This is a genomic window from Streptomyces sp. NPDC002276 (assembly GCF_053891435.1).
The window spans coordinates 1-19,015 of sequence record NZ_JBSFCQ010000023.1 but is presented as its reverse complement, the minus strand read 5'-3'; the positions used below and the strand labels follow the sequence as shown (position 1 = coordinate 19,015).

At 69.0% G+C, this 19,015-nt stretch carries 18 protein-coding genes; 13 read left to right on the top strand and 5 right to left on the bottom strand.

The window, feature by feature from the left end; all coding sequences use genetic code 11:
- Positions 1–45: 45 nt before the first annotated feature.
- Positions 46–1,605 (top strand): FAD-binding oxidoreductase, encoded by a 1,560-nt coding sequence (locus ACWIHT_RS40035; protein WP_456173469.1) that lies wholly within the window; start codon positions 46–48, stop codon positions 1,603–1,605.
- 66 nt (positions 1,606–1,671) lie between these two features.
- Here ACWIHT_RS40035 and ACWIHT_RS40030 read toward each other — a convergent pair whose 3' ends face one another.
- The 3 genes from ACWIHT_RS40030 to ACWIHT_RS40020 form a co-directional block, all read right to left on the bottom strand.
- Positions 1,672–2,379, bottom strand: a complete 708-nt coding sequence (locus tag ACWIHT_RS40030; RefSeq protein ID WP_456173468.1) for a phosphatase PAP2 family protein — start codon at positions 2,377–2,379, stop codon at positions 1,672–1,674.
- A 167-nt stretch (positions 2,380–2,546) separates the two neighbouring features.
- Positions 2,547–3,491, bottom strand: a complete 945-nt coding sequence (locus ACWIHT_RS40025) for a bifunctional lytic transglycosylase/C40 family peptidase (RefSeq protein ID WP_456173592.1) — start codon at positions 3,489–3,491, stop codon at positions 2,547–2,549.
- Between the two features lie 183 nt (positions 3,492–3,674).
- A complete protein-coding gene (locus ACWIHT_RS40020; protein WP_456173467.1) occupies positions 3,675–4,460 on the bottom strand; it encodes a trypsin-like serine peptidase in 786 nt (261 codons plus the stop codon).
- A 188-nt stretch (positions 4,461–4,648) separates the two neighbouring features.
- On the opposite strand from ACWIHT_RS40020, the gene ACWIHT_RS40015 reads away from it, so the two are divergent.
- Both ACWIHT_RS40015 and ACWIHT_RS40010 read left to right on the top strand, forming a co-directional pair.
- Complete coding sequence (locus ACWIHT_RS40015) at positions 4,649–4,951, top strand: DUF397 domain-containing protein (RefSeq protein ID WP_456173465.1); 303 nt, start codon at positions 4,649–4,651, stop codon at positions 4,949–4,951.
- Positions 4,944–5,327 carry a VOC family protein gene (locus tag ACWIHT_RS40010; protein WP_456173464.1) on the top strand — a complete coding sequence of 128 codons (384 nt, stop codon included), beginning with the start codon at positions 4,944–4,946 and terminating at the stop codon, positions 5,325–5,327. The genes ACWIHT_RS40015 and ACWIHT_RS40010 overlap by 8 nt, the downstream gene beginning before the upstream one ends.
- A gap of 43 nt (positions 5,328–5,370) precedes the next feature.
- Here the strand turns inward: ACWIHT_RS40010 and ACWIHT_RS40005 are convergent, their stop codons facing one another.
- The gene (locus ACWIHT_RS40005) at positions 5,371–6,309 is read right to left on the bottom strand and encodes an oxidoreductase (protein ID WP_456173463.1); all 939 of its coding nucleotides are present in this window, start codon (positions 6,307–6,309) and stop codon (positions 5,371–5,373) included.
- 99 nt (positions 6,310–6,408) lie between these two features.
- Between ACWIHT_RS40005 and ACWIHT_RS40000 the strand changes: the two genes are divergently transcribed.
- From ACWIHT_RS40000 to ACWIHT_RS39955, 10 genes are all read left to right on the top strand, one after another.
- Positions 6,409–7,011 (top strand): TetR/AcrR family transcriptional regulator, encoded by a 603-nt coding sequence (locus ACWIHT_RS40000; protein ID WP_456173462.1) that lies wholly within the window; start codon positions 6,409–6,411, stop codon positions 7,009–7,011.
- 18 nt (positions 7,012–7,029) lie between these two features.
- Positions 7,030–7,488 carry a hypothetical protein gene (locus ACWIHT_RS39995; RefSeq protein WP_456173461.1) on the top strand — a complete coding sequence of 153 codons (459 nt, stop codon included), beginning with the start codon at positions 7,030–7,032 and terminating at the stop codon, positions 7,486–7,488.
- 314 nt (positions 7,489–7,802) lie between these two features.
- Positions 7,803–9,164 (top strand): S53 family peptidase, encoded by a 1,362-nt coding sequence (locus tag ACWIHT_RS39990; protein ID WP_456173460.1) that lies wholly within the window; start codon positions 7,803–7,805, stop codon positions 9,162–9,164.
- Between the two features lie 342 nt (positions 9,165–9,506).
- Positions 9,507–10,820: a S53 family peptidase gene (locus ACWIHT_RS39985; protein ID WP_456173459.1), complete on the top strand. Its 1,314-nt coding sequence runs from the start codon at positions 9,507–9,509 to the stop codon at positions 10,818–10,820.
- 380 nt (positions 10,821–11,200) lie between these two features.
- Complete coding sequence (locus ACWIHT_RS39980; RefSeq protein ID WP_033281366.1) at positions 11,201–11,509, top strand: hypothetical protein; 309 nt, start codon at positions 11,201–11,203, stop codon at positions 11,507–11,509.
- A gap of 172 nt (positions 11,510–11,681) precedes the next feature.
- Positions 11,682–12,521, top strand: coding sequence for a hypothetical protein (locus tag ACWIHT_RS39975; RefSeq protein ID WP_456173458.1), 840 nt, complete (start codon positions 11,682–11,684; stop codon positions 12,519–12,521).
- A complete protein-coding gene (locus tag ACWIHT_RS39970; RefSeq protein ID WP_456173456.1) occupies positions 12,511–13,842 on the top strand; it encodes a hypothetical protein in 1,332 nt (443 codons plus the stop codon). Before ACWIHT_RS39975 ends, ACWIHT_RS39970 begins: the two co-directional genes overlap by 11 nt.
- Entirely contained in the window at positions 13,839–15,407 is a 1,569-nt protein-coding gene (locus tag ACWIHT_RS39965; RefSeq protein ID WP_456173454.1) for an SCO6880 family protein, read from the top strand. The genes ACWIHT_RS39970 and ACWIHT_RS39965 overlap by 4 nt, the downstream gene beginning before the upstream one ends.
- Positions 15,408–15,414: 7 nt before the next feature.
- Positions 15,415–16,848 carry an ATP-binding protein gene (locus tag ACWIHT_RS39960; RefSeq protein ID WP_019073677.1) on the top strand — a complete coding sequence of 478 codons (1,434 nt, stop codon included), beginning with the start codon at positions 15,415–15,417 and terminating at the stop codon, positions 16,846–16,848.
- Between the two features lie 16 nt (positions 16,849–16,864).
- Entirely contained in the window at positions 16,865–18,319 is a 1,455-nt protein-coding gene (locus ACWIHT_RS39955) for a type IV secretory system conjugative DNA transfer family protein (RefSeq protein WP_456173452.1), read from the top strand.
- A gap of 30 nt (positions 18,320–18,349) precedes the next feature.
- Here ACWIHT_RS39955 and ACWIHT_RS39950 read toward each other — a convergent pair whose 3' ends face one another.
- Positions 18,350–18,895 (bottom strand): GNAT family N-acetyltransferase, encoded by a 546-nt coding sequence (locus ACWIHT_RS39950; RefSeq protein ID WP_456173450.1) that lies wholly within the window; start codon positions 18,893–18,895, stop codon positions 18,350–18,352.
- Positions 18,896–19,015 lie beyond the last annotated feature (120 nt).

The following is a 19,015-nucleotide window of genomic DNA, read 5'->3' as shown; positions in this document are numbered from 1 at the left end:
GACGCCGGACGTATCTCACTTCACGGAATCCCCACAGGAGGCGAAATGGAACGGCGTACGTTCATAGGCGGCGGCGCGGCCGCGATAGCGGCGGTGGCCACGGCCGGGTGCAGCGGCAAGAGCCTGGACATCGGCAGTGGTGACACGTCCACCGTCGCCAACACCTCCAAGACCACCGGCACCGGCAAACTGCCTAGCGCCGCGGCCAACTGGACCGCCCTCGCCCGGGACCTGGACGGCACCCTCGTCCGCCCCGGCGACGCCTCCTGGAAGACGGCCCACCAGCTCTACAACACCCGCTTCGACAACCTGAAGCCGGCCGCGGTCGCCTATGTCGCGAACGCCGACGACATCCACTCCGTCCTCTCCTACGCCCGCGCCCACAGCATCAAGGTCGCGATCCGCAACGGCGGCCACTCCTACGCCGGCTGGTCCTCCGGCGACAACCGGCTGATCGTCGACGTGTCGAAGCTGAACAAGATCCGGGCGAGCGGTTCCACCGCGGTCGTCGGCGCCGGCTCGAAGCTCATCGACGTCTACCGGGGCCTCGCCGCGAAGGGCGTGACCATCCCCGCCGGCTCCTGCCCCACGGTCGGCGTCTCCGGCCTCACCCTCGGCGGCGGCCACGGCGTGGTCTCCCGGGCGTACGGCCTGACCTGCGACAGCCTCACCCAGGCCACGCTCATCACCGCCGACGGCAAGCAGCTGATCGCCAACGCGAGCGAGAACAAGGACCTGTTCTGGGCGCTGCGCGGCGCGGGCAACGGCAACTTCGGCGTCGTGACGGAACTCCAGTTCAAGACCCACCCCGCGCCCCAGGCCGTGTCGGGCTACCTGACCTGGCCGTCCTCCATGGCGGCGGCCGTGGTGAAGGCCTGGCAGGAGTGGGGCCCCGACCAGCCCGACGAGATCTGGTCGTCCTGCCACCTCTCGAACACCCCCGGCGGCATCCCCAAGGTCTCCGTAGCCGCCTTCTCCCTCGGCACCTACAACGAACTCCAGAACGCGGTCGACAAGCTGGCCCACCTCGTCGGCGGCAACGCGTCGAGCGTCTCGCTCAGGCGGCACACGTACGAGGAGTCGATGAACGCCTACGCGGGCTGCTCGTCGTTCTCGACCGACGCCCAGTGCCACCTCCCGGGTACGACCCCGGGCCGCAACCCGCAGGGCGCGCTGGCCAGGGAGACCTACACCGGCCGCTCCGACTTCTTCGACCGCTCGATATCCGACGCGGGCATCCAGACGATGCTCGCGCAGATGCGGTCGGTCAGCGGCAGCGGCGACATCGCGCTGACGGCCCTGGGCGGCGCGGTCAACCGGGTCTCCCCCACGGCGACGGCCTTCGTGCACCGCCGCTCCCGGATGCTGGCCCAGTACCTCGTCTCCTGGCCGGCCGGCACCGCGGGCACCGCGGCCCAGTCCTGGCTGACCCGCTTCCACACCGCGATGAAGCCGTACGCCTCGGGCGCCGCCTACCAGAACTACACGGACCCCACCCTCACCAACTGGCGCAAGGCGTACTACGGCGACGCGGCAACCCGCCTCACGACTTTGAAGAAGCAGTACGACCCGAATCACTTCTTCACATACCCACAGGGCCTGTAGGCGCCCCAAAGGGGCGCGGGGAACTGCGCGCCCAGCCACAACGCACCCGCAGACGAAAATCGACGCCTACGCAGCCAGGTCCCGTTCCTCAGTCCCCGAAGTCTCCGTCCGAGCCCCCGGGATCACCGCGTCCCGGGCCAACCGACGCGCATCACCGGACCGAACCAACCACGCCCCCCACCGCGAACTCTCAACAGCCTTCAGCACAGGCGTAAGCAGCGCCATCGCCAGCGGAGACAGCAGAAGAGCCACAGCCGTACCGAGCGCGAACCCACCGATCACGTCGGTCGGATAGTGCACGCCCATATAGACCCGGCAGAACCCCTCCACCAGCGCGAGCCCGATCCCCAGCAGGCCGAACCGCCGGTTCGCGACGAACAGCGCGACGCCCATCGCCATGGTGATCGTGGCGTGGTCACTCACGAAGGAGTAGTCGGTCTTCCCGGAGACGAGGACGTCGATGCCGGTGTGGTCGAGGAAGGGGCGGGGCCGCTCGACGAACCCGCGGATGGGCACGTTCACAAGAACGGCGATCGCCGCGGCCAGCGGAGTCCAGACGAGCGCCGCGACGGACTGCGCGGCGTCGTCGTCCGCGCGCCGCCGGACGGACCACCAGCACCAGACCACGAGCAGCACCATGGCGACCAGCAGCCCGTACTCACCGACGAACTCCACGACCCGGTCGAGCCAGTGCGGCGCGTCCTTGGCGAGGCCATTGATGTCGTAGAGCAGATCGACGTCGGGGTTGGACCCGGATTCGGCGAGTACAGCCATGGTGCTGCGGCTCCTTCGTCGTGGTTCCGGGCGCACCTCTCGTGCGCGTTACTGCAACAGGAACGCACGGCCTCACTTGATACGTTCCACACTCCACCGAATGATCACGCAGACGTTATCGAAGAGAGACTCATCGCCGCAGCTCAGGGGGTGGGTTCACGCTCGGTTCACACCGTCGTGGGGAGCGCTTTCGCGCCATCTTCGGTGACTCTGGTGGCGCCGAAGTAATCAGGGGTGTCAATAGGGTCGAAACGGATCACAGCACCCGTGCGAGGCGCGTCGATCATGTATCCGCCGCCGACATAAATCCCCACATGCCGGATGGCGCGGGAATTGGTGAGGTCGTCCGAGAAGAACACCAGATCTCCCGGCAGCAATTCGGCCCGCTGCGGATGCGGTCCCGCGTTGTACTGGTCGTTCGCAACGCGCGGCAGCGTGATCCCCGCGCTCTCGAACGCGGCCTTGGTCAGCCCCGAGCAGTCGAACCGCCCGTTCTGGTCGGCGGTGCCGTTCCCGCCCCACAGATAGGGGGTGCCGAGCTTGCTCTGGGCGTACGTGATGGCGGTGGCGGCCTGCTGGGAGGGGTCGACCCGGCTGACGGGCGCGGCGAAACTCTGCTCCAGGGACGTGATCGTCTTCACGTAGTTCTTGGTCTCCGCGTACGGCGGCACACCCTGGTACTTGATGACGGCGTACGCGCCCGCGTTGTACGAGGCGAGCATGTTCTCGCTCTGGTTGCCGGGCACGTCCTTCACATAGGAGGCGAGCTGGCAGTCGTAGGTCGCGGCCGAGGGAATCGCGTCGTTCGGGTCCCATACGTTGCGGACGCCGTCGCCGTTGCCGTCGATCCCGTGCGTGGCCCACGTGCCGGGGATGAACTGCGCTATCCCCTCGGCCTTCGCGGGGCTCTTCGCGTTCGGGTTGAAGCCGCTCTCCTGGTAGAGCTGGGCGGCGAGCAGTGCGGGGTTGAGGGCGGAGCAGAGGTTGCCCCACTTCTGCACGAGTGACGAATAGGCCGCCGGCACCGCGCCCTTGGCGAGCGAGACGCTGCCTCCGCCGGCTCCGTTGACGAGGTTCCCGGCGACGAGGTAGACCCCGACGACGAGCAGCATCACGAAGCTGAGCCCGAGCCCGGCCGCGACCCCACCGATCACCCATACTTTTCGCACGGCTCAACCCTCCCCCATGTCAGCCCTGTTCAAGGCCATTTCGGGGCAGGGTGGCGGCATTTCGCTGTGTTTCCGCCGGATGTGACGCGTATTCAGCGAGCGGAACGGGAGGTGCGGCGGCCCTTATTACGGGTCGCTCGTGGCGTCCTTGTACAACTCGGCCGCTTCTTTCCCGAGCACGACACTGTAGGAGATATCGGGCGTCAGTCCGCCCTGTTCGTGTCCGCCGATGACACCGACGACCTGCTGGTCGCCGTTGACCCAGGGGCTGCCGCTGGTGCCGCCGGTGAAGCCCGGGCAGTCGATGCGCTGCTGGGTGGCGCTGTGCTGGGTGGGCTTGTTGGTGCAGCTGATGGGCTGGTCGGTGGCGGAGGGGTAGCCGGTGATGGTCACGGCGGTGGCCCCGGTGGCCATGCCGGTGGCGAACCGGTCGGCGCCGACCACGTCCTCGATGTTCTTACCGTCCACCTCGGCGACCGTGGCGAAGCCGATGTCGCTGTCCTCGGCCTGCCCCTGGTTCCACCCGTCCGGCAGGAACCGCCGCACGACCTTCCACACCCCGTACGGCGCCCTGCCGTCCCGGTAGCCGGGCACGAAGACGTCGCCGGGGTCGCCGTCCAGGCAGTGGGCCGCGCTGACGATGAGGTCGTGCCCGGCGCTGTGCACCACGGACGCGGTGCAGTGGTGGCCGCCGGCCAGGCTGGTGGCGTGGGCCGCGCCGAACAGGGCTCCGACCCGCACGCTCTGCTTGTTCACCTCGGTCACGGTGGTCACCCCGAAGGGCCCCGGGCCGTCGTCGGCGGTGGCCACGGACGCCGAGGTCAGGGCCAGCGTCACCACGGCGACGAACAGCGCGTACCGGCGGTTGCCCGCGAGGTGAGCGGAACGGGAGATGCGTGAGCTGCGCTTCATCGGCCCCCACTTTGTCCCACGAAGGTGAGAAAGGACGTCGACGTTTGCTGAGATTTCGCTGTGAACGGCTCGTGCAATGACTCGTTCGGCGCTTCGTTCGGCGGTCATTCCACCGTACTGTCCTCCCGTCTCTTCTGCCCCCTGAGCGATACTCGATGCCGCCCCGGCTCCAGAAAGAGGAATCTCCTGTGTCCGACATCCCCCCCGACCTCACCTGGGAACGCGCGGCCCCTCCGGACGCCACCGGACCCGGCCCCTGGATAGAGATCGCCTTCGGCGCGGGGGACGACGGCGAGGCCCCGGTCTACATCCGCGAGACCAGCGACCCGGAGAACGTGGTCACCACCAACCGCCGCAAGTGGGACGCCTTCGTACTGGGCGTCCAGGCAGGCGAGTTCGACCACTTCGTGGAGGGCGTGGAGGACACGGCCGCGGTGGACGCGACCGACGCCTCAGACCCAACACCCCCGGAAACCGGACCACATGCATAGAAGCCGCGTCTTCGCCCTCCTGATCGACACCCCCGGGCCGGAGGCCGCCGCCGCGGCGGCCTTCTGGTCGGCGGCCCTCGGCGCCCCCGCCGCACCGGTCCCCGCGGAGGAGCAGTTCACCACCCTGCACGAGGCAATCCCCGGCCTGGTGACGGCGGTTCAGGCGGTCGACGATCCCAACCCCCGCTTCCACATCGACATCGAGACCGACGACGTGGAGGCGGAGACCGCCCGTCTGCTCGCCCTGGGCGCGACCCCGGTCTCCCGCTGGCTGGAGTGCCGCACCCTGCGCGCCCCCGGCGGCCACCTCCTGTGCGTCCTGCCGGTGCACAGCGCCTCTGAGGTCTTCAACGCCCAGGCGCGCAGCTGGAGTTGAGCCCCCCTGATTCCCCTCTGATCGCTACGACCCCTACGACCCCCTACGCCACCGCCCCCACCGAGAACCGCACCCCGGTGAGTTCCTCCGAAGCCGTCCACAGCCGCCCCGCCGCCTCCACGTCACTCGCCTCCGCGCTGCGCCCCACCAGCGTCGGCGCCCCGCGCATCTCGCCCAGTCCGCTCGGTCCGACGTAGCTCGCGCCCGGCAGGTCCTGGGTCGCCGCGTAGAGCGTCGGCAGGGCGCCGCCCTTGTCGTCCTGGGCGAGGACCCTGTTGCCGACGGCCATCAGCGCGCGGCTGACCGGGTTCGCCGTATGACTCTGAAGGTTGGTCGCCGCCCAGCCCGGGTGGGCCGCCAGCGCGCGGACGTGTGAACCGGAGGCCTCCAGCCTGCGCTGGAGTTCGAGCGTGAACAGCAGGTTGGCCAGCTTGGACTGGGAGTAGGCGCGCTGCGGGCCGTAGATGCCGTCGAGGTTGAGGTTCTCGAAGTGGATGTAGCCGTCGCCCATCCGGTGCGCCCCGGAGGAGACGGTCACCACGCGGTCGGTGATGTGCGGGAGCAGCAGGCTCGTGAGGGCGAAGTGGCCCAGGTGGTTGGTGCCGAGCTGCGTCTCGAAGCCGTCCCGGGTGCGCCCCTCGGGGAGCATCATCACGCCCGCGTTGTTGATGAGCAGGTCCAGCGGGCCGTCCCAGCCCGCGCCGAACTCCCGCACGGACGCCAGGTCCGCGAGGTCCAGCCGCCGTACCTCGGTGCTGCCGCCCGCCTTCGCCGCCGCGGCCCGCCCGCGCTCCGGGTCCCGTACGGCGAACACGACGTGCGCGCCCGCGCGGGCCAGCTCGGCGGCGGCCGCGAAGCCGATACCGCTGTTGGCGCCCGTGACGACCGCCGTCCGGCCGGTGAGGTCGGGGATCCGGCTCGCGTCCCACTTGGCGGCCTTGCCGCCGCCCTTGCCACTGATGGTCTTGCCCGTGTTGTCCATGCCTCCCAATGTAGGCAACGACTACAATGCTGTCAATGACAACAATGATGTCGGTAGCAACAATGCTGCCGCTGTCTACATCGGGATACGATGGTTCGCATGCCTGTACGCCCCTATCACCACGGAGACCTGCGCTCCGCCCTGCTCGCGAGCGCGGAGCGCACCCTGCTGGAGAAGGGCGTCGCAGCCCTGTCCCTGCGTGAGCTCGCCCGGGACATCGGGGTCAGCCATGCCGCCCCCGGCCGCCACTTCAAGGACAAGCAGGCCCTCGTCGACGCGCTGGCCCTGTCCGGCTTCGAGCGCATGGCCCAGACGCTGAGCGGCGCCGACACCCCCGAACTCCCGCTGGAGGAACGGCTCACCGCGCTGGCGAAGGCGTACGTCCACTTCGCCGCGTCCAACGCCGAGCTGCTCGAAGTCATGTACTCCCGCAAGCACGACGCGGACATCTCCGAGCAGCTGAGCGCGGCCGTGGAGAGCACCACGGTCCCCTTCGTGCGGATCATCTCCGACGCCCAGGAGCGCGGCGAGATCGTCCCCGGCGACGCCTGGACGGTGAGCCTGGTGGTCGGCGCCGCCCTGCACGGCACGGCCTCCTTCGCGGCCCAGGGCACTCTCACCCCGGAGTCCGCGGTCGCCGGCGTCCCGACCCTGATCCACCACCTGCTGAACGGCCTCAAGCCCCGCGAGAACGAGCAGTGAGCGAGCGCTGAACGAGCAATGAGCGACAACTACTTGACGGTGATCCCGACCGACCCGCACCGGCGACCCGACCGCGCCGCAGCGGACCGTGCCACGGCCGCCCTGTCCGCCCTGCTCCCCGACGCCGACGCCCGCCGCGGCCTGGCGGCCCGGTGGCACGACACGGTCGAAATGGTCCACTGCGGCGCGAACCTGAAGACGATCCACTGCCCGCACTGCGGCGCGGACTCCGACGGCTGGTGGGGCGAGGCCGTCCAGGACCGGTACGACGACGGCTTCTCCACCCTCCTGGTCACGGTCCCCTGCTGCGGCACCGAGACATCGCTCAACGACCTGGACTACGACTGGCCGATGGGCTTCGCGAGCTTCAGGATCGAGGTCCTGTACCCGAACCGCGGCTGGCTCACCGAGGACGAACTGGCCACCGTCACCGCCGCGTTCGGCCACCCCCTGCGCCAGCTCCTCGCCCACTTCTAGCGCCCTTCCAGCCGCACTTACAGCGCACTCCCAGCGCCCTTCCGGCACCCCTCCCCGACGCCGTTCAACGCGCGTCACGCTGTGGATTTTCCGTGGAGAGAGTCAAGTTCCGGCCATTGCCGTACCATCCCGGCGCCATTGATCAGCAATCCCCCAACCCCCTTGAGTAACGCGGAAGTCAGAACTCCGGAACCCTCCTTGTTGTCACGTACTCAACAAGGGAAGGTCGTCACGGGCCGCCGCCCCCACCGGGAACCTGACCGGTGGATCCCCCACCCGCAGGCCTCTGCCCACCTCTCTCTGGAGGCTGTACGTTGCGTACGTCACCCCCCAACTCCCCCCACATACGCGGCAACTGGCGCAGACTCGGCTCCGCCGCCGCCGCGACCGCCGCGCTCCTGATCGCCGGCCTCGGCACCGCGGCCCACGCGAGCGCCGCCACCGCCCCGCACAAGGTGACCGCCAAGGCCATCGCCACACAGGTCGCCAAGGCCCATGTGCAGTACGAGAAGGCCGCCTGCGGCGCCACCCCGAAGAAGGGCTTCGCCGCGTGTAACGCGCTGCGCGTCACCGGCGGCACCACCGCCTTCATGGAGAAGCAGGCCGCGCTGAAGGGCGTCGCGCCCAAGACCATCTCCCCGAAGGCCGCCACCGACGACCCCACCGGCTACGGCCCCTCGGACATCCAGTCCGCCTACGGGCTCGCCGACGCGGCGGCTGACAACGGCTCGGGCCAGACCGTCGCCATCGTCGACGCCTACGACGACCCGAACGCCGCCGCCGACCTCGCGACCTACCGCTCGTACTACGGCCTCTCGGCCTGCACGGTCGCCAACGGCTGCTTCAAGAAGGTCAGCCAGACCGGCTCGACGACCTCCCTCCCCTCCGCCGACAGCGGCTGGGCGGGCGAGGAGTCCCTCGACCTCGACATGGTCAGCGCGACCTGCCCGAACTGCAACATCCTCCTGGTCGAGGCCAAGTCCGCGAGCGACGCCAACCTCGGCACCGCGGTGAACGAGGCCGTCAAGCTGGGCGCCAAGTTCGTCTCGAACTCCTACGGCGGCTCGGAGTCCTCCTCCGACACGACGTACGACACCTCGTACTACAAGCACCCGGGCGTCGCGATCACCGCCAGCGCGGGCGACGAGGCCTACGGCGCCGAGTACCCGGCGGGCTCCCGCTACGTCACCGCCGTCGGCGGCACCAAGCTCTCCACCTCCTCCAACTCCCGCGGCTGGACCGAGAGCGTCTGGAAGACCAGCAGCACCGAGGGCACCGGCTCCGGCTGCTCGGCGTACGACGCCAAGCCCACCTGGCAGACCGACGCCACCTGCACCAAGCGCATGATCTCCGACGTCTCCGCGGTCGCCGACCCGGCCACCGGCGTCTCGGTCTACGACACCTACGGCGACGACGGCACCGGCTGGGGCACCTACGGCGGCACCAGCGCCTCGTCCCCGATCATCGCCTCGGTCTACGCCCTGGCCGGCACCCCCGGCAGCAGCGACTACCCGGCCTCCTACCCCTACGCGGCGGCCGGCACCTCCGCCCTGAACGACGTGACCAGCGGCAACAACGGCACCTGCTCCACGTCGTACTACTGCACCGCGAAGTCGGGCTACGACGGCCCGACCGGCTGGGGCACCCCGGAGGGCATCTCGGCCTTCACCGGCTGAGGCACTCCCGCAGAGCCTCCCCGTCGGGTCACGGGGAGCCGCCGGCAAAGGGGGACGTGGGGTCCCCTCGGCGGAGCAAGTGGCAACGGGCCGCGGCAACCAGCCGCGGCCCGTTCGCCGTGTCCCGGACCTCGACCCGCCCCCGACTCCCATGAAAAACCTGTGGGTTTGGTAAAGAGCCAGACCCTGTTCGGTAAGCCGGAAGTCAGGATTCCAGCAGCCTCTTGTTGTCGCGTACTCAACAAGAGATGGTCATCGCGGGCCGCCCCCCACCGCCGGGGAAACCGCACCGGCGACACGCACCCGCACCGCCCCTGTTCCACCGACTCAGGAGGCTGCACCTTGCGTACCACGACCCCCAACTCCCCCCACACGCACGGTAGATGGCGCCGCATAGGTTCCGCGGCCGTCGCCACGGCCGCACTCGTCTTCACCGGCCTCGGCACCGCCGCACAGGCCGACGCGGCAGCCGGCGCCACCACCTCCACCGCGGTGACCTACGCCGCGACCCCCTGTGCGACCCCCAAGCACACGGGCGATCTCACCTGCAAGTCCTACCGCGTCACCGGCGGCCTCACCGCCTTCCAGAAGATGCAGGCCGCGAAGACCGGCATCACCCCCAAGGCCGCCGACGCGACGACCCCGTCCGGCTACAGCCCGACCAACCTCCGCTCGGCCTACGGCCTGACCTCCGCCGCCGCCTCCAACGGCTCCGGCGAGACCATCGCCATCGTCGACGCGTACAACGACCCCAACGCCGAGGCCGACCTCGCGACCTACCGCTCGTACTACGGCCTCTCCGCCTGCACCACGGCCAACGGCTGCTTCAAGAAGGTCAGCCAGACCGGCTCCACGACCTCCCTCCCCACGTCCGACGCCGGCTGGTCCGAGGAGATCTCCCTCGACCTCGACATGGCGAGCGCGATCTGCCCGCTCTGCAACATCACCCTCGTCGAGGCCACCAGCGCCAGCTACGTCAACCTCGGCACCGCCGAGAACGAGGCCGTAACCCTGGGCGCCAAGTTCGTGTCGAACTCCTACGGCGGCTCGGAGTCCTCGTCCCAGACGTCGTACGACACCTCGTACTACAACCACGCGGGCGTGGCCATCACCGTCTCCTCCGGTGACAGCGCCTACGGCGCCGAATACCCGGCGACCTCCCGGTACGTGACGGCCGTCGGCGGCACCAAGCTCTCCACCTCCTCCACCACCCGCGGCTGGACCGAGGCCGTCTGGCGCACCTCCAGCACCGAGGGCACCGGCTCCGGCTGCTCCGCCTACGACGCCAAGCCCACCTGGCAGACCGACACCGGCTGCACCAAGCGCATGGAGTCCGACGTCTCCGCCGTCGCCGACCCCGCCACCGGCGTCTCGGTCTACGACTCCTACGGCGTCACCGCCGGCTGGTACACCTTCGGCGGCACCAGCGTCTCCGCCCCGATCATCGCCGGCGTCTACGCCCTCGCCGGCACCCCGGCCAGCGGCACCTACCCGGCGCAGTACCCCTACGACTACGCGGGCACCTCGTCCCTCAACGACGTGACGAGCGGCTACAACGGCTCCTGCACCACGGCCTACTTCTGCACCGCCGAGACCGGCTACGACGGCCCGACCGGCTGGGGCACCCCGGAAGGCATCTCGGCCTTCGCGAACTAACGGCCGACCAGCTCCCCCTCCGCTCCACTCGGATCTGATCCACAGTCACATGTCATGCCACCGTGGGTCGTGGGGGCCACACGTGGCATGAGAGAACGGGCCGCGGCATCCAGCCGCGGCCCGTTCATCATGAGAACATCAGCACGAGCAACTCGATAATCAGGGGCTAACGACCGAACCACGCACAGGTTCCGCCCAGGCCTCGTTGCCCGGCGTTACCTACCGTGATACACAGAGTGACCGTACGCGGTATTCGTACGAAACTCGCCAACCAATGACGCCAAGTCGACATACGTCGGCGCCATTGTCGGCGACAATGATGCCTGACCTCTGCGCACCTGCAGGGGATGCGGAACTACCCATCAGGGGCGGTGACTTACATGCTCTCTGCGGCCGACAAGGGAGACATCAACACCATCATCGGGGGGATCGCTCCGGACTGGGGCCCCTTCGGCAGCCTGGGCAACGAGGCCAAGGTGATGATCGAGGTCGTGATGGCGGTCGCCATCCTCCTCTGTCTCGGAATCGCCGTATGGGGTGCGGCCAAACAGCGCATCGGCGCGACGGCGCTCCGCGACACGTTCAGCGCGGAACAGGGCAAGGGCCTCATCGTCGCCGGGCTGACCGGGGTCTTCATCATCGGCTCCCTGGGCACCCTCTTCACGATCGTGTACGGCATGGCGGTATAGCCGCCGACCTCGACCGCCTTCCCCCTTCCCCACCCCACCCGCCCGTCGCGCCCACCGGCTGAGGTTGCGTTTCCCTGATGTCGAGTCACCACACCGCGCCCGCGCGGGAACCAGCACGGCTACCGTCGTACTTCCAGATGTTTCTGGACGACGGCGAAGGGGCGTACCCGGCATGAGTTCCGGAGACGAGCACGAGACCTCCGGCGGTTACGGCGGCACCGGCCAGACCCGCACCCGCTACCCCCAGACCCCGGGCGACGTCTACGGCGGCGCCCGCCGAGGCGGCCGCTCCTCCTCCAGAAGCCTGGTAACGGTCGTCGGAGTAGTAGTCCTCCTCATCGCCGCCATCGCCTTCGCGAACCGGGGCGGCAACGACTCCTCCTCCAACGACACGACCACATCCAACGGTTCAAAGCCGGACGCCGCGTCCACAGCAGCGAGCGGAACGAAGCCGGTGGAGACCAAGGCGGGCGGGATTCCCGCCGGGTTCGCACACGGACAGCAGGGCGCGGAGAGCGCGGCGACCAACTACGCCACGGTTCTCGTCTCGGCGGACATCCTCAAGCCGACCCGGCGGACCCAGATCGTGCGGCAGGTCTTCGTCGCCGGTCAACAGACGGCCGTGCAGACCCAACTCGACAAGGCCTACTCCAAGCAGTTCCTGAGCAGCCTCGGCCTCGACCAGAACGGCAACGCGGCCACGGGCAAGACCTACATCTCACGCACCGTACCCATCGGCACCAAGGTCACCGGATACTCCGACACCGCGGCAGCGGTCGAGGTCTGGTGCACCGGGCTCTACGGCACAGCGGGGGACGGCTCGACCAACCCCGTCACCAGCGACTGGTTCACCCTGACCCTCCAACTGCGCTGGGCGGACGGCGACTGGAAGGTCGACACCTTCTCCCAGACGGACGGCCCCGCGCCGGTCCCCGGAGACGACAAGGCGTCCAGCGCCGACCAGATGGCCAAGGCCGTCGAGGAGTACGGAGGGTTCACCTATGCCCGGTAAGCACCGCGTGCTCAGGGCCGCGGCGGCGGTCACGGTACTCCAGACCGCCACCGTGCTCCTGGCGACCCGCGCCTTCGCGGCTCCGTCACCCTCACCGACCCCCACTCCCACGGCCAGCAGCGACGCCTGCCGCCTCATCCAGGGGGCCGCCCGCTCCCTGTGCGAGAGCGACCACAAGGACAAGACCGGCGGAGGGTCGATCAACGACGACCCCACCTCCACCCTCGACCCCCTCTCCTCCCTAGGAAAAGGCTGCGCCGACGCCGCCTCCTGGACGATCGACAAGCTCAGCGGAGCGGTAAAAGAGACAGCGAACGTCGACTTCACGAACCAGCGTTTCCTTCAGCAATACGCAGTAGTCTTCGCCGCCTCCACCATCCTCACCCTCCTCCTCTGGCTCCTCGCGGTAGCGAAGCGCGCGGTCCGAGGCGTCCCCCTCACCACCGCGATCTCCGAAGCGGTCGGCTTCCTCTGGCTCACGGTCATCGCCTCCGCGTTCACACCCCTGATCCTGTACACAGTCGTCTCCGCCACGGACGGCGTCACGGACGTCCTCGCCAAGACGACCGGCAACCAGACCGACACGTTCTTCGGTACCTTCTCCGGCGCCCTCGCCAAGGGCGACAACATCGGCGGCGGCCCGATCATGCTGATCGTCGTCTCCCTGGTCAGCATCCTCGCCGCCGGCGTCCTCTGGCTGGAACTCGTCATCCGCGCCGCCCTCCTCTACGTCGGCGCCCTCCTCGGCACCGTCGTCTACGCGGGCCTCGTCGACAAGAACCTGTGGGGCCACGTCCGCCGCTGGGCCGGCATCATGATCGCGGTGATCCTGGTGAAACCGGTCATCGTCATCGTGCTCGGCCTGGCCGGCGCGCTGTCCTCCGCCGACGGCCCGGACTCGTTCTCCGCCGTCGTCTCCGGCCTCGCCATCATCCTGCTGGCCATCTTCGCCAGCGCGATGATCTACCGCTTCGTCCCCGGCTTCGGCGACGAGATCGCCAACGGCCGCAACAACCGCATCATGCAGGGCGCCGAAGGCAAGGCCGCCGCGGTCATCAGCTCCCCGGCCACCATGGTCGCCCAGGGCATCAAGACCCACAGCGCCCGCACGAACGACGGCGGAGGCGGAGGCGGCCAGTCCTCCGGCGGCGCCCGCCCGTCCAACCCGGTCTCCGGCGGCGTAGCCGCCCACAGCACCCGCCCGTCCTCAGGCAGCGGCGGAGCAGTCCCCACCTCCGCGCCCCCGCCCCGCCAGAGCCCGGCGAACACCCCGCACGCCAGCAACGCCCGCAACAACCGCACGGGAGGTGAAGGGCGTTGACGGCTGAATCCCACACGGCCCATTTGTCCCATCCGATCACGCCCCGCCGGACATATCTGATCGGCCGGGCACGGCCGAACGCGATCGTCGGCAAGAACCGGGAGACCGGCGAGATCGCGCTCATCATCGTGGGCGCGTTCCTCGGCATGATGTGCGGACTCCTCGTCCCCGTCCTCTCTCTCCGCATCGTGCTGCTGACGGGCTTCCCGCTGCTCGCGCTGATGGCGGTCTACGTGCCGTACAAGCGCCGCACGTTCTACAAGTGGTTCGAGATCAACCGCAGTTACAAGCGCACCCTGCGCAACGGCACCACGTACCGCTCCTCCGTCATGGAGGCCGGCGTCCACCTCGACGGCCGCGAGGTGGAGATCGGCCCGCCGCCCGGGATCGGCCGCATCAACTGGCTCGCCGCCCCCTTCGGCCCGGACGAGATCGCCGTACTCCTGCACGCCGACCGCCGTACGGTCACCGCCGCGATCGAGATCGAGGGCCCGGGCGTCGGCCTGCGCGACAGCGAGGACCAGGAGGCCCTCGTCGACCGCTTCGGCACCCTCCTCAAGCATGTGGCCAACGGCGACGGCTTCGTCACCCGCATCCAGATGCTCGCCCGCACCCTCCCCGCCGACCCGGACGCCCACGCCAAGGACGTCGCCCAGCGCGGCGACGAGAAGTCCCTGACCTGGCTGCAACAGTCGTACGACCAGCTCCAGTCGATGGTGTCCACCAGCAGCGAGCAGCACCGCGCCTATCTCGTCGCGTGCATGCACTTCACCCGCGAACTCTCCGCCGAGGCCCACGCGATGGCCCGCGCCTCGCGCCCGCACGCGGGCCGCAAGCTCGACCGGGACGCGGGCCTCGCGGTAGTCATGGCGCGCGAGTTGACGGACATCTGCTCACGTCTCCAGGAAGCCGACATCCGCGTACGGCAGCCGCTCGGCCAGGGCCGTCTCGCCTCCCTCATCCACTCCATGTACGACCCGGACCACCCCATCGACCACATCCAGGCGATGACGAAGCGCAACGCCTGGCCGGCCGAACTCGACGCCATGGAACCGACGTTCCTCCAGGCGAAGACCCGTGAGTCGTCGACCCGCGAGCCGTGGTGCCATGCCACGGCCTGGGTGAAGGAGTGGCCGATGACCCCGGTAGGCGTGAACTTCCTGGCGCCCCTCCTCGTCCACACCCCGGACGTCATCCGCACGGTCGCCGTCACGATGGACCTCGAACCCACCGAGGTCGCCATCGAGCGCATGCTGACCGAGAAGACGAACGACGAGGCCGACGCCTCCCGCGCCGCCAAGATGAACCGCACCGTCGACCCCCGCGACGTCGCCGCCCACGGCCGCATGGACCAGCGCGGCGAGGACCTGGCGAGCGGCGCGGCCGGGGTGAACCTGGTCGGCTACATCACCGTCTCCTCCCGCAATCCCGAGGCCCTGGCGCGCGACAAGCGCACGATAAGGGCGTCCGCCGGCAAGTCGTACCTGAAGCTCGAATGGTGCGACCGCGAGCACCACCGCGCGTTTGTGAACACACTGCCGTTCGCCACCGGCATCCGGAGGTAGGGGTCAGATGCGGGATCCGCTGTCCGTCCTCACCGACGCCTTCACGTCCTTCCTCTTCGGAAAGATCGAGTCCACCCGCCTCCCGGTCCGCACCTCGACGGGCCAGGCCCAGGCGGTCTATCTCCCCACGGCCGCCCCCGGGTTGGGCGACTCGGGCGTCATCATCGGCCGCGAGGTCTACTCCGGCAAGGGCTACATCTACGACCCCTTCCAGCTCTACGGCCAGCAACTCCCCGCCCCCCACTGGCTGGTGCTCGGCGAGTCCGGCAACGGCAAGTCGGCCCTGGAGAAGACGTACGTCCTACGCCAACTCCGCTTCCGCGACCGCCAAGTCGTCGTCCTGGACGCCCAGGGCGAGGACGGCGTCGGCGAATGGAACCTGATCGCGGAGGAGTTGGGAATAACTCCTATCCGCCTGGACCCAACAGCCGCCCTGGACATGGGAATTCGCCTCAACCCCCTCGACCCGGCGATCACCACCACGGGCCAACTCGCCCTGCTCCGCACGATCATCGAGGTGGCGATGGGCCACGGCCTCGACGAACGCTCGGGCTTCGCGCTGAAGGTCGCGCACGCCTACGTCAACGAGACGATCGTCGACCGCCAGCCCGTCCTCATGGACATCGTCGAGCAACTACGGCACCCAGAACCGGAGTCGGCCGAGGCGATGAACGTCGCCATAGACGACGTACGGGCCTGGGGCCTGGACGTGGCCCTCGTCATCGACCGCCTGGTCGACGGCGACCTCCGAGGCATGTTCGACGGCCCGACGACGGTGGGCATCGACCTCGACGCCCCCCTCATCGTCTTCGACCTGTCCCACATCGACCGCAACTCCATCGCCATGCCCATCCTGATGGCCATCGTCGGCGTCTGGCTGGAGCACACCTGGATCCGCCCCGACCGGAAGAAGCGCATCTTCCTGGTCGAGGAGGCCTGGCACATCATCAACAGCCCCTTCGTCGCCCAACTCTTCCAGCGCCTGCTGAAGTTCGGCCGCCGCCTGGGCCTGTCGTTCGTGGCGGTGGTCCACCACCTGTCGGACGTGGTGGACGGAGCGGCGGCGAAAGAGGCAGCGGCGATCCTGAAGATGGCCTCGACGCGAACGATCTACGCTCAAAAAGCGGACGAAGCACGCGCAACGGGCCGGGTGTTGGGGCTACCGCGCTGGGCGGTGGAGATCATCCCGACGCTCACCCCGGGCATCGCGGTCTGGGACGTCAACGGCAATGTCCAGGTGGTCAAACACCTCATCACCGAGACGGAACGCCCCCTCGTCTTCACCGACCGTGCGATGACCCAGTCCTCCCGCGACCACGACCGCGAACTGACCGACGACGCCCTGCGCGCAGCCGAGTTGGAGGCGGAGGAACGCGCGGCGGCCTTCATGGAACAGCACTTGAGCGATCTCGACGGCTCCTCCGAGTCCACGGTGGCGTGAGAGGCGAAGAGGCGAGATGAGACCGAACGACGAACGGGAACGAGAACGGGAACGCCGAGGAGGCATCCCCGACGGCCTGTTGATCGGCCTGCTCGCCTTCCTCCTCGGCATGACCCTGCTGGTGTGGTCGGCCGCGGGCCTGGCAGCCCTGTTCTCCAAGGGCGCCTGGCCCACGGGCGTCACCTTCGCCCGCACCCCCCTGGCCATGCGCCACCTGATCGGCCAGCCGCACGACATCACCGGCGCCTGGCCGGAGACCCCACCCACCCAACTCTCCGGCTACGGCCTCTTCTGGGGCCTGTTCATCGGCCAGCTGATGGTCCTGTGCGTCCTGACCGTGTTCACGATGGGCACGGTGGCGAGATGGCGAGCGGTACGCGCCCGGACCCGAACAGAGCGGCAGGCGCCGGAAGTTCACGAGGTCCCGGCACAGAGACCGGAACCACAGCCGCACCCCACGGCCGTCCTCGAACAGCCGCCGAGCGCACCCCCGCTCGCCTCTGCCTCTGCCTCTGCTTCCCCGATGAACGGTGAACGGTTGGGCGGGTGGGAAAAGGTCTTTCTCGCGACAGCGGAGACCCGCCAGGCAACCGCGACCCAGGCCGTACGGGACGCGGAAGGCCCAGTCCTGGTAGTCACGTCGAACAAAACGGTCTGGCAGGACACCAAGGACGCCCGAGCCAAACTCGGCCCGGTCCTCCTCTACGACCCCACCCACCTCTGCGACACCCCGGCCCGCCTCCACTGGTCCCCCACAACAGGCTGCGAGGACAAGCAGACCGCGGTAAAACGAGCCGCCGCCCTCCTGGCCCCCGTAAAACCCACCGCGAAGATCGACCAGGCGGTGGCGGACACAGCCGAGACACTCCTCCGCAGCTACCTGCACGCAGCCGCGATCGACGGCCGCACCATCCGCCACGTCCACCGCTGGTCCCAGGGCACCCAGATCCAGGACGCGGTACGAACCCTCCGTACGAACCCCAAGGCGGCTCCCGGCGCGGCAGGCGAACTGGAAGCCGCGCTCACCTCCTACCCCGAACGCCGGGACATCGCGCAGGAGTTGACGAGCCGCGCGCTGTCCTCGCTCTTCACGGTCAACATCCGCGAAGCCTGCACACCCAACAGAACTGACGCGCTCTCCTTGGATTCCTTCGCGAACGAAGGGGGCACGCTTTATCTGGTCGGTGAATCCATCGAGGACCCCCGTACGAACCCGGGTGCGATGCCTCTGCTCACCGCCCTCGCATCAAGCGTGGTCGAGCGCGGCCGGCACATGGCCGAACGGTCATCGGCCGGTCGCCTCGACCCACCAATGACGCTCGTCCTGGACGACATCGCCGCGGTCGCCCCGCTCCCCCAACTCCCCGACCTCCTGGCCACCGGAGCGGACCGAGGCCTGCCCACCCTGGCCCTCCTCCGCTCCCGGGAACAGGCCAGGGCCCGCTGGCCGCACCACGAACTCCCGGTATAGCAACGGGACTTACGCACGGCAGCCCGGCTACTACGGCCGCTCGACCGCCATCTCCACCTCAATCTGGTCCGCGTGCTCACCCAAGGGCACGGTGACGCCCGTTGGCACGAAGCCGGCCTTGCCGTAGAAGCGCCGGGCCCGCTCGTTGTCCTCGTGCACGATGAGCCGCACCCGCTCGGCCCCGCGCCCCCAGGCCCACTCCAGGGCCGCGTCGAAGAGCACCTCGGTCAGCCCGATGCCCCGGACCTCCGGGCGCACGAACACCCCGACGATGTGCCCCTGCTTCCGTTCGACCTCATAGCCGGCCCAGTCGACCGACCCGGCCTCCTCAAGCAGCACGGTCAGCATCCCGACCCACTCGCCGTCCGGCCCCTCGGCAATGATCTGCTGAGCCCCGTCAGCCCCTTCGGCGGCTCCTACGGCCCGCTCCTGGTAGAAGGAGTCCGGCCTGGCCACCGCTGTGTCGTAGGTCTCCAGGTAGGCGAGGTGCGCGACGGGGTCCTGAAGCGCGACGAGCCGCAGCTCCTTCGCCTGGGCCCACTCGTCGGCGCGTATCGAACGGATCTTGTAGTTCATATCGGCCACGATAGCTACCGTAGCCTAAACGCAGAAAACCCCCGTACCGAATTAACGGTACGGGGGTTCTCGCAATATTTGTTCGGCGGCGTCCTACTCTCCCACAGGGTCCCCCCTGCA

What these genes read in the sequence shown, in the direction of transcription:
- ACWIHT_RS40025 (WP_456173592.1), bottom strand. Translation starts at nt 3,491, where the DNA reads ATGCTGCTCGTCGTCGGGGTCTACCTCGTCGCCGGGAACCTCGTCAAC.
- ACWIHT_RS39960 (WP_019073677.1), top strand. Translation starts at nt 15,415, where the DNA reads ATGCGGGATCCGCTGTCCGTCCTCACCGACGCCTTCACGTCCTTCCTC.
- ACWIHT_RS39950 (WP_456173450.1), bottom strand. Translation starts at nt 18,895, where the DNA reads ATGAACTACAAGATCCGTTCGATACGCGCCGACGAGTGGGCCCAGGCG.
- ACWIHT_RS39995 (WP_456173461.1), top strand. Translation starts at nt 7,030, where the DNA reads ATGAGCGACAACTACTTGACGGTGATCCCGACCGACCCGCACCGGCGA.
- ACWIHT_RS40030 (WP_456173468.1), bottom strand. Translation starts at nt 2,379, where the DNA reads ATGGCTGTACTCGCCGAATCCGGGTCCAACCCCGACGTCGATCTGCTC.
- ACWIHT_RS39955 (WP_456173452.1), top strand. Translation starts at nt 16,865, where the DNA reads ATGAGACCGAACGACGAACGGGAACGAGAACGGGAACGCCGAGGAGGC.
- ACWIHT_RS40020 (WP_456173467.1), bottom strand. Translation starts at nt 4,460, where the DNA reads ATGAAGCGCAGCTCACGCATCTCCCGTTCCGCTCACCTCGCGGGCAAC.
- ACWIHT_RS40035 (WP_456173469.1), top strand. Translation starts at nt 46, where the DNA reads ATGGAACGGCGTACGTTCATAGGCGGCGGCGCGGCCGCGATAGCGGCG.
- ACWIHT_RS39975 (WP_456173458.1), top strand. Translation starts at nt 11,682, where the DNA reads ATGAGTTCCGGAGACGAGCACGAGACCTCCGGCGGTTACGGCGGCACC.
- ACWIHT_RS40005 (WP_456173463.1), bottom strand. Translation starts at nt 6,309, where the DNA reads ATGGACAACACGGGCAAGACCATCAGTGGCAAGGGCGGCGGCAAGGCC.
- ACWIHT_RS40010 (WP_456173464.1), top strand. Translation starts at nt 4,944, where the DNA reads ATGCATAGAAGCCGCGTCTTCGCCCTCCTGATCGACACCCCCGGGCCG.
- ACWIHT_RS40000 (WP_456173462.1), top strand. Translation starts at nt 6,409, where the DNA reads ATGCCTGTACGCCCCTATCACCACGGAGACCTGCGCTCCGCCCTGCTC.
- ACWIHT_RS39980 (WP_033281366.1), top strand. Translation starts at nt 11,201, where the DNA reads ATGCTCTCTGCGGCCGACAAGGGAGACATCAACACCATCATCGGGGGG.
- ACWIHT_RS39970 (WP_456173456.1), top strand. Translation starts at nt 12,511, where the DNA reads ATGCCCGGTAAGCACCGCGTGCTCAGGGCCGCGGCGGCGGTCACGGTA.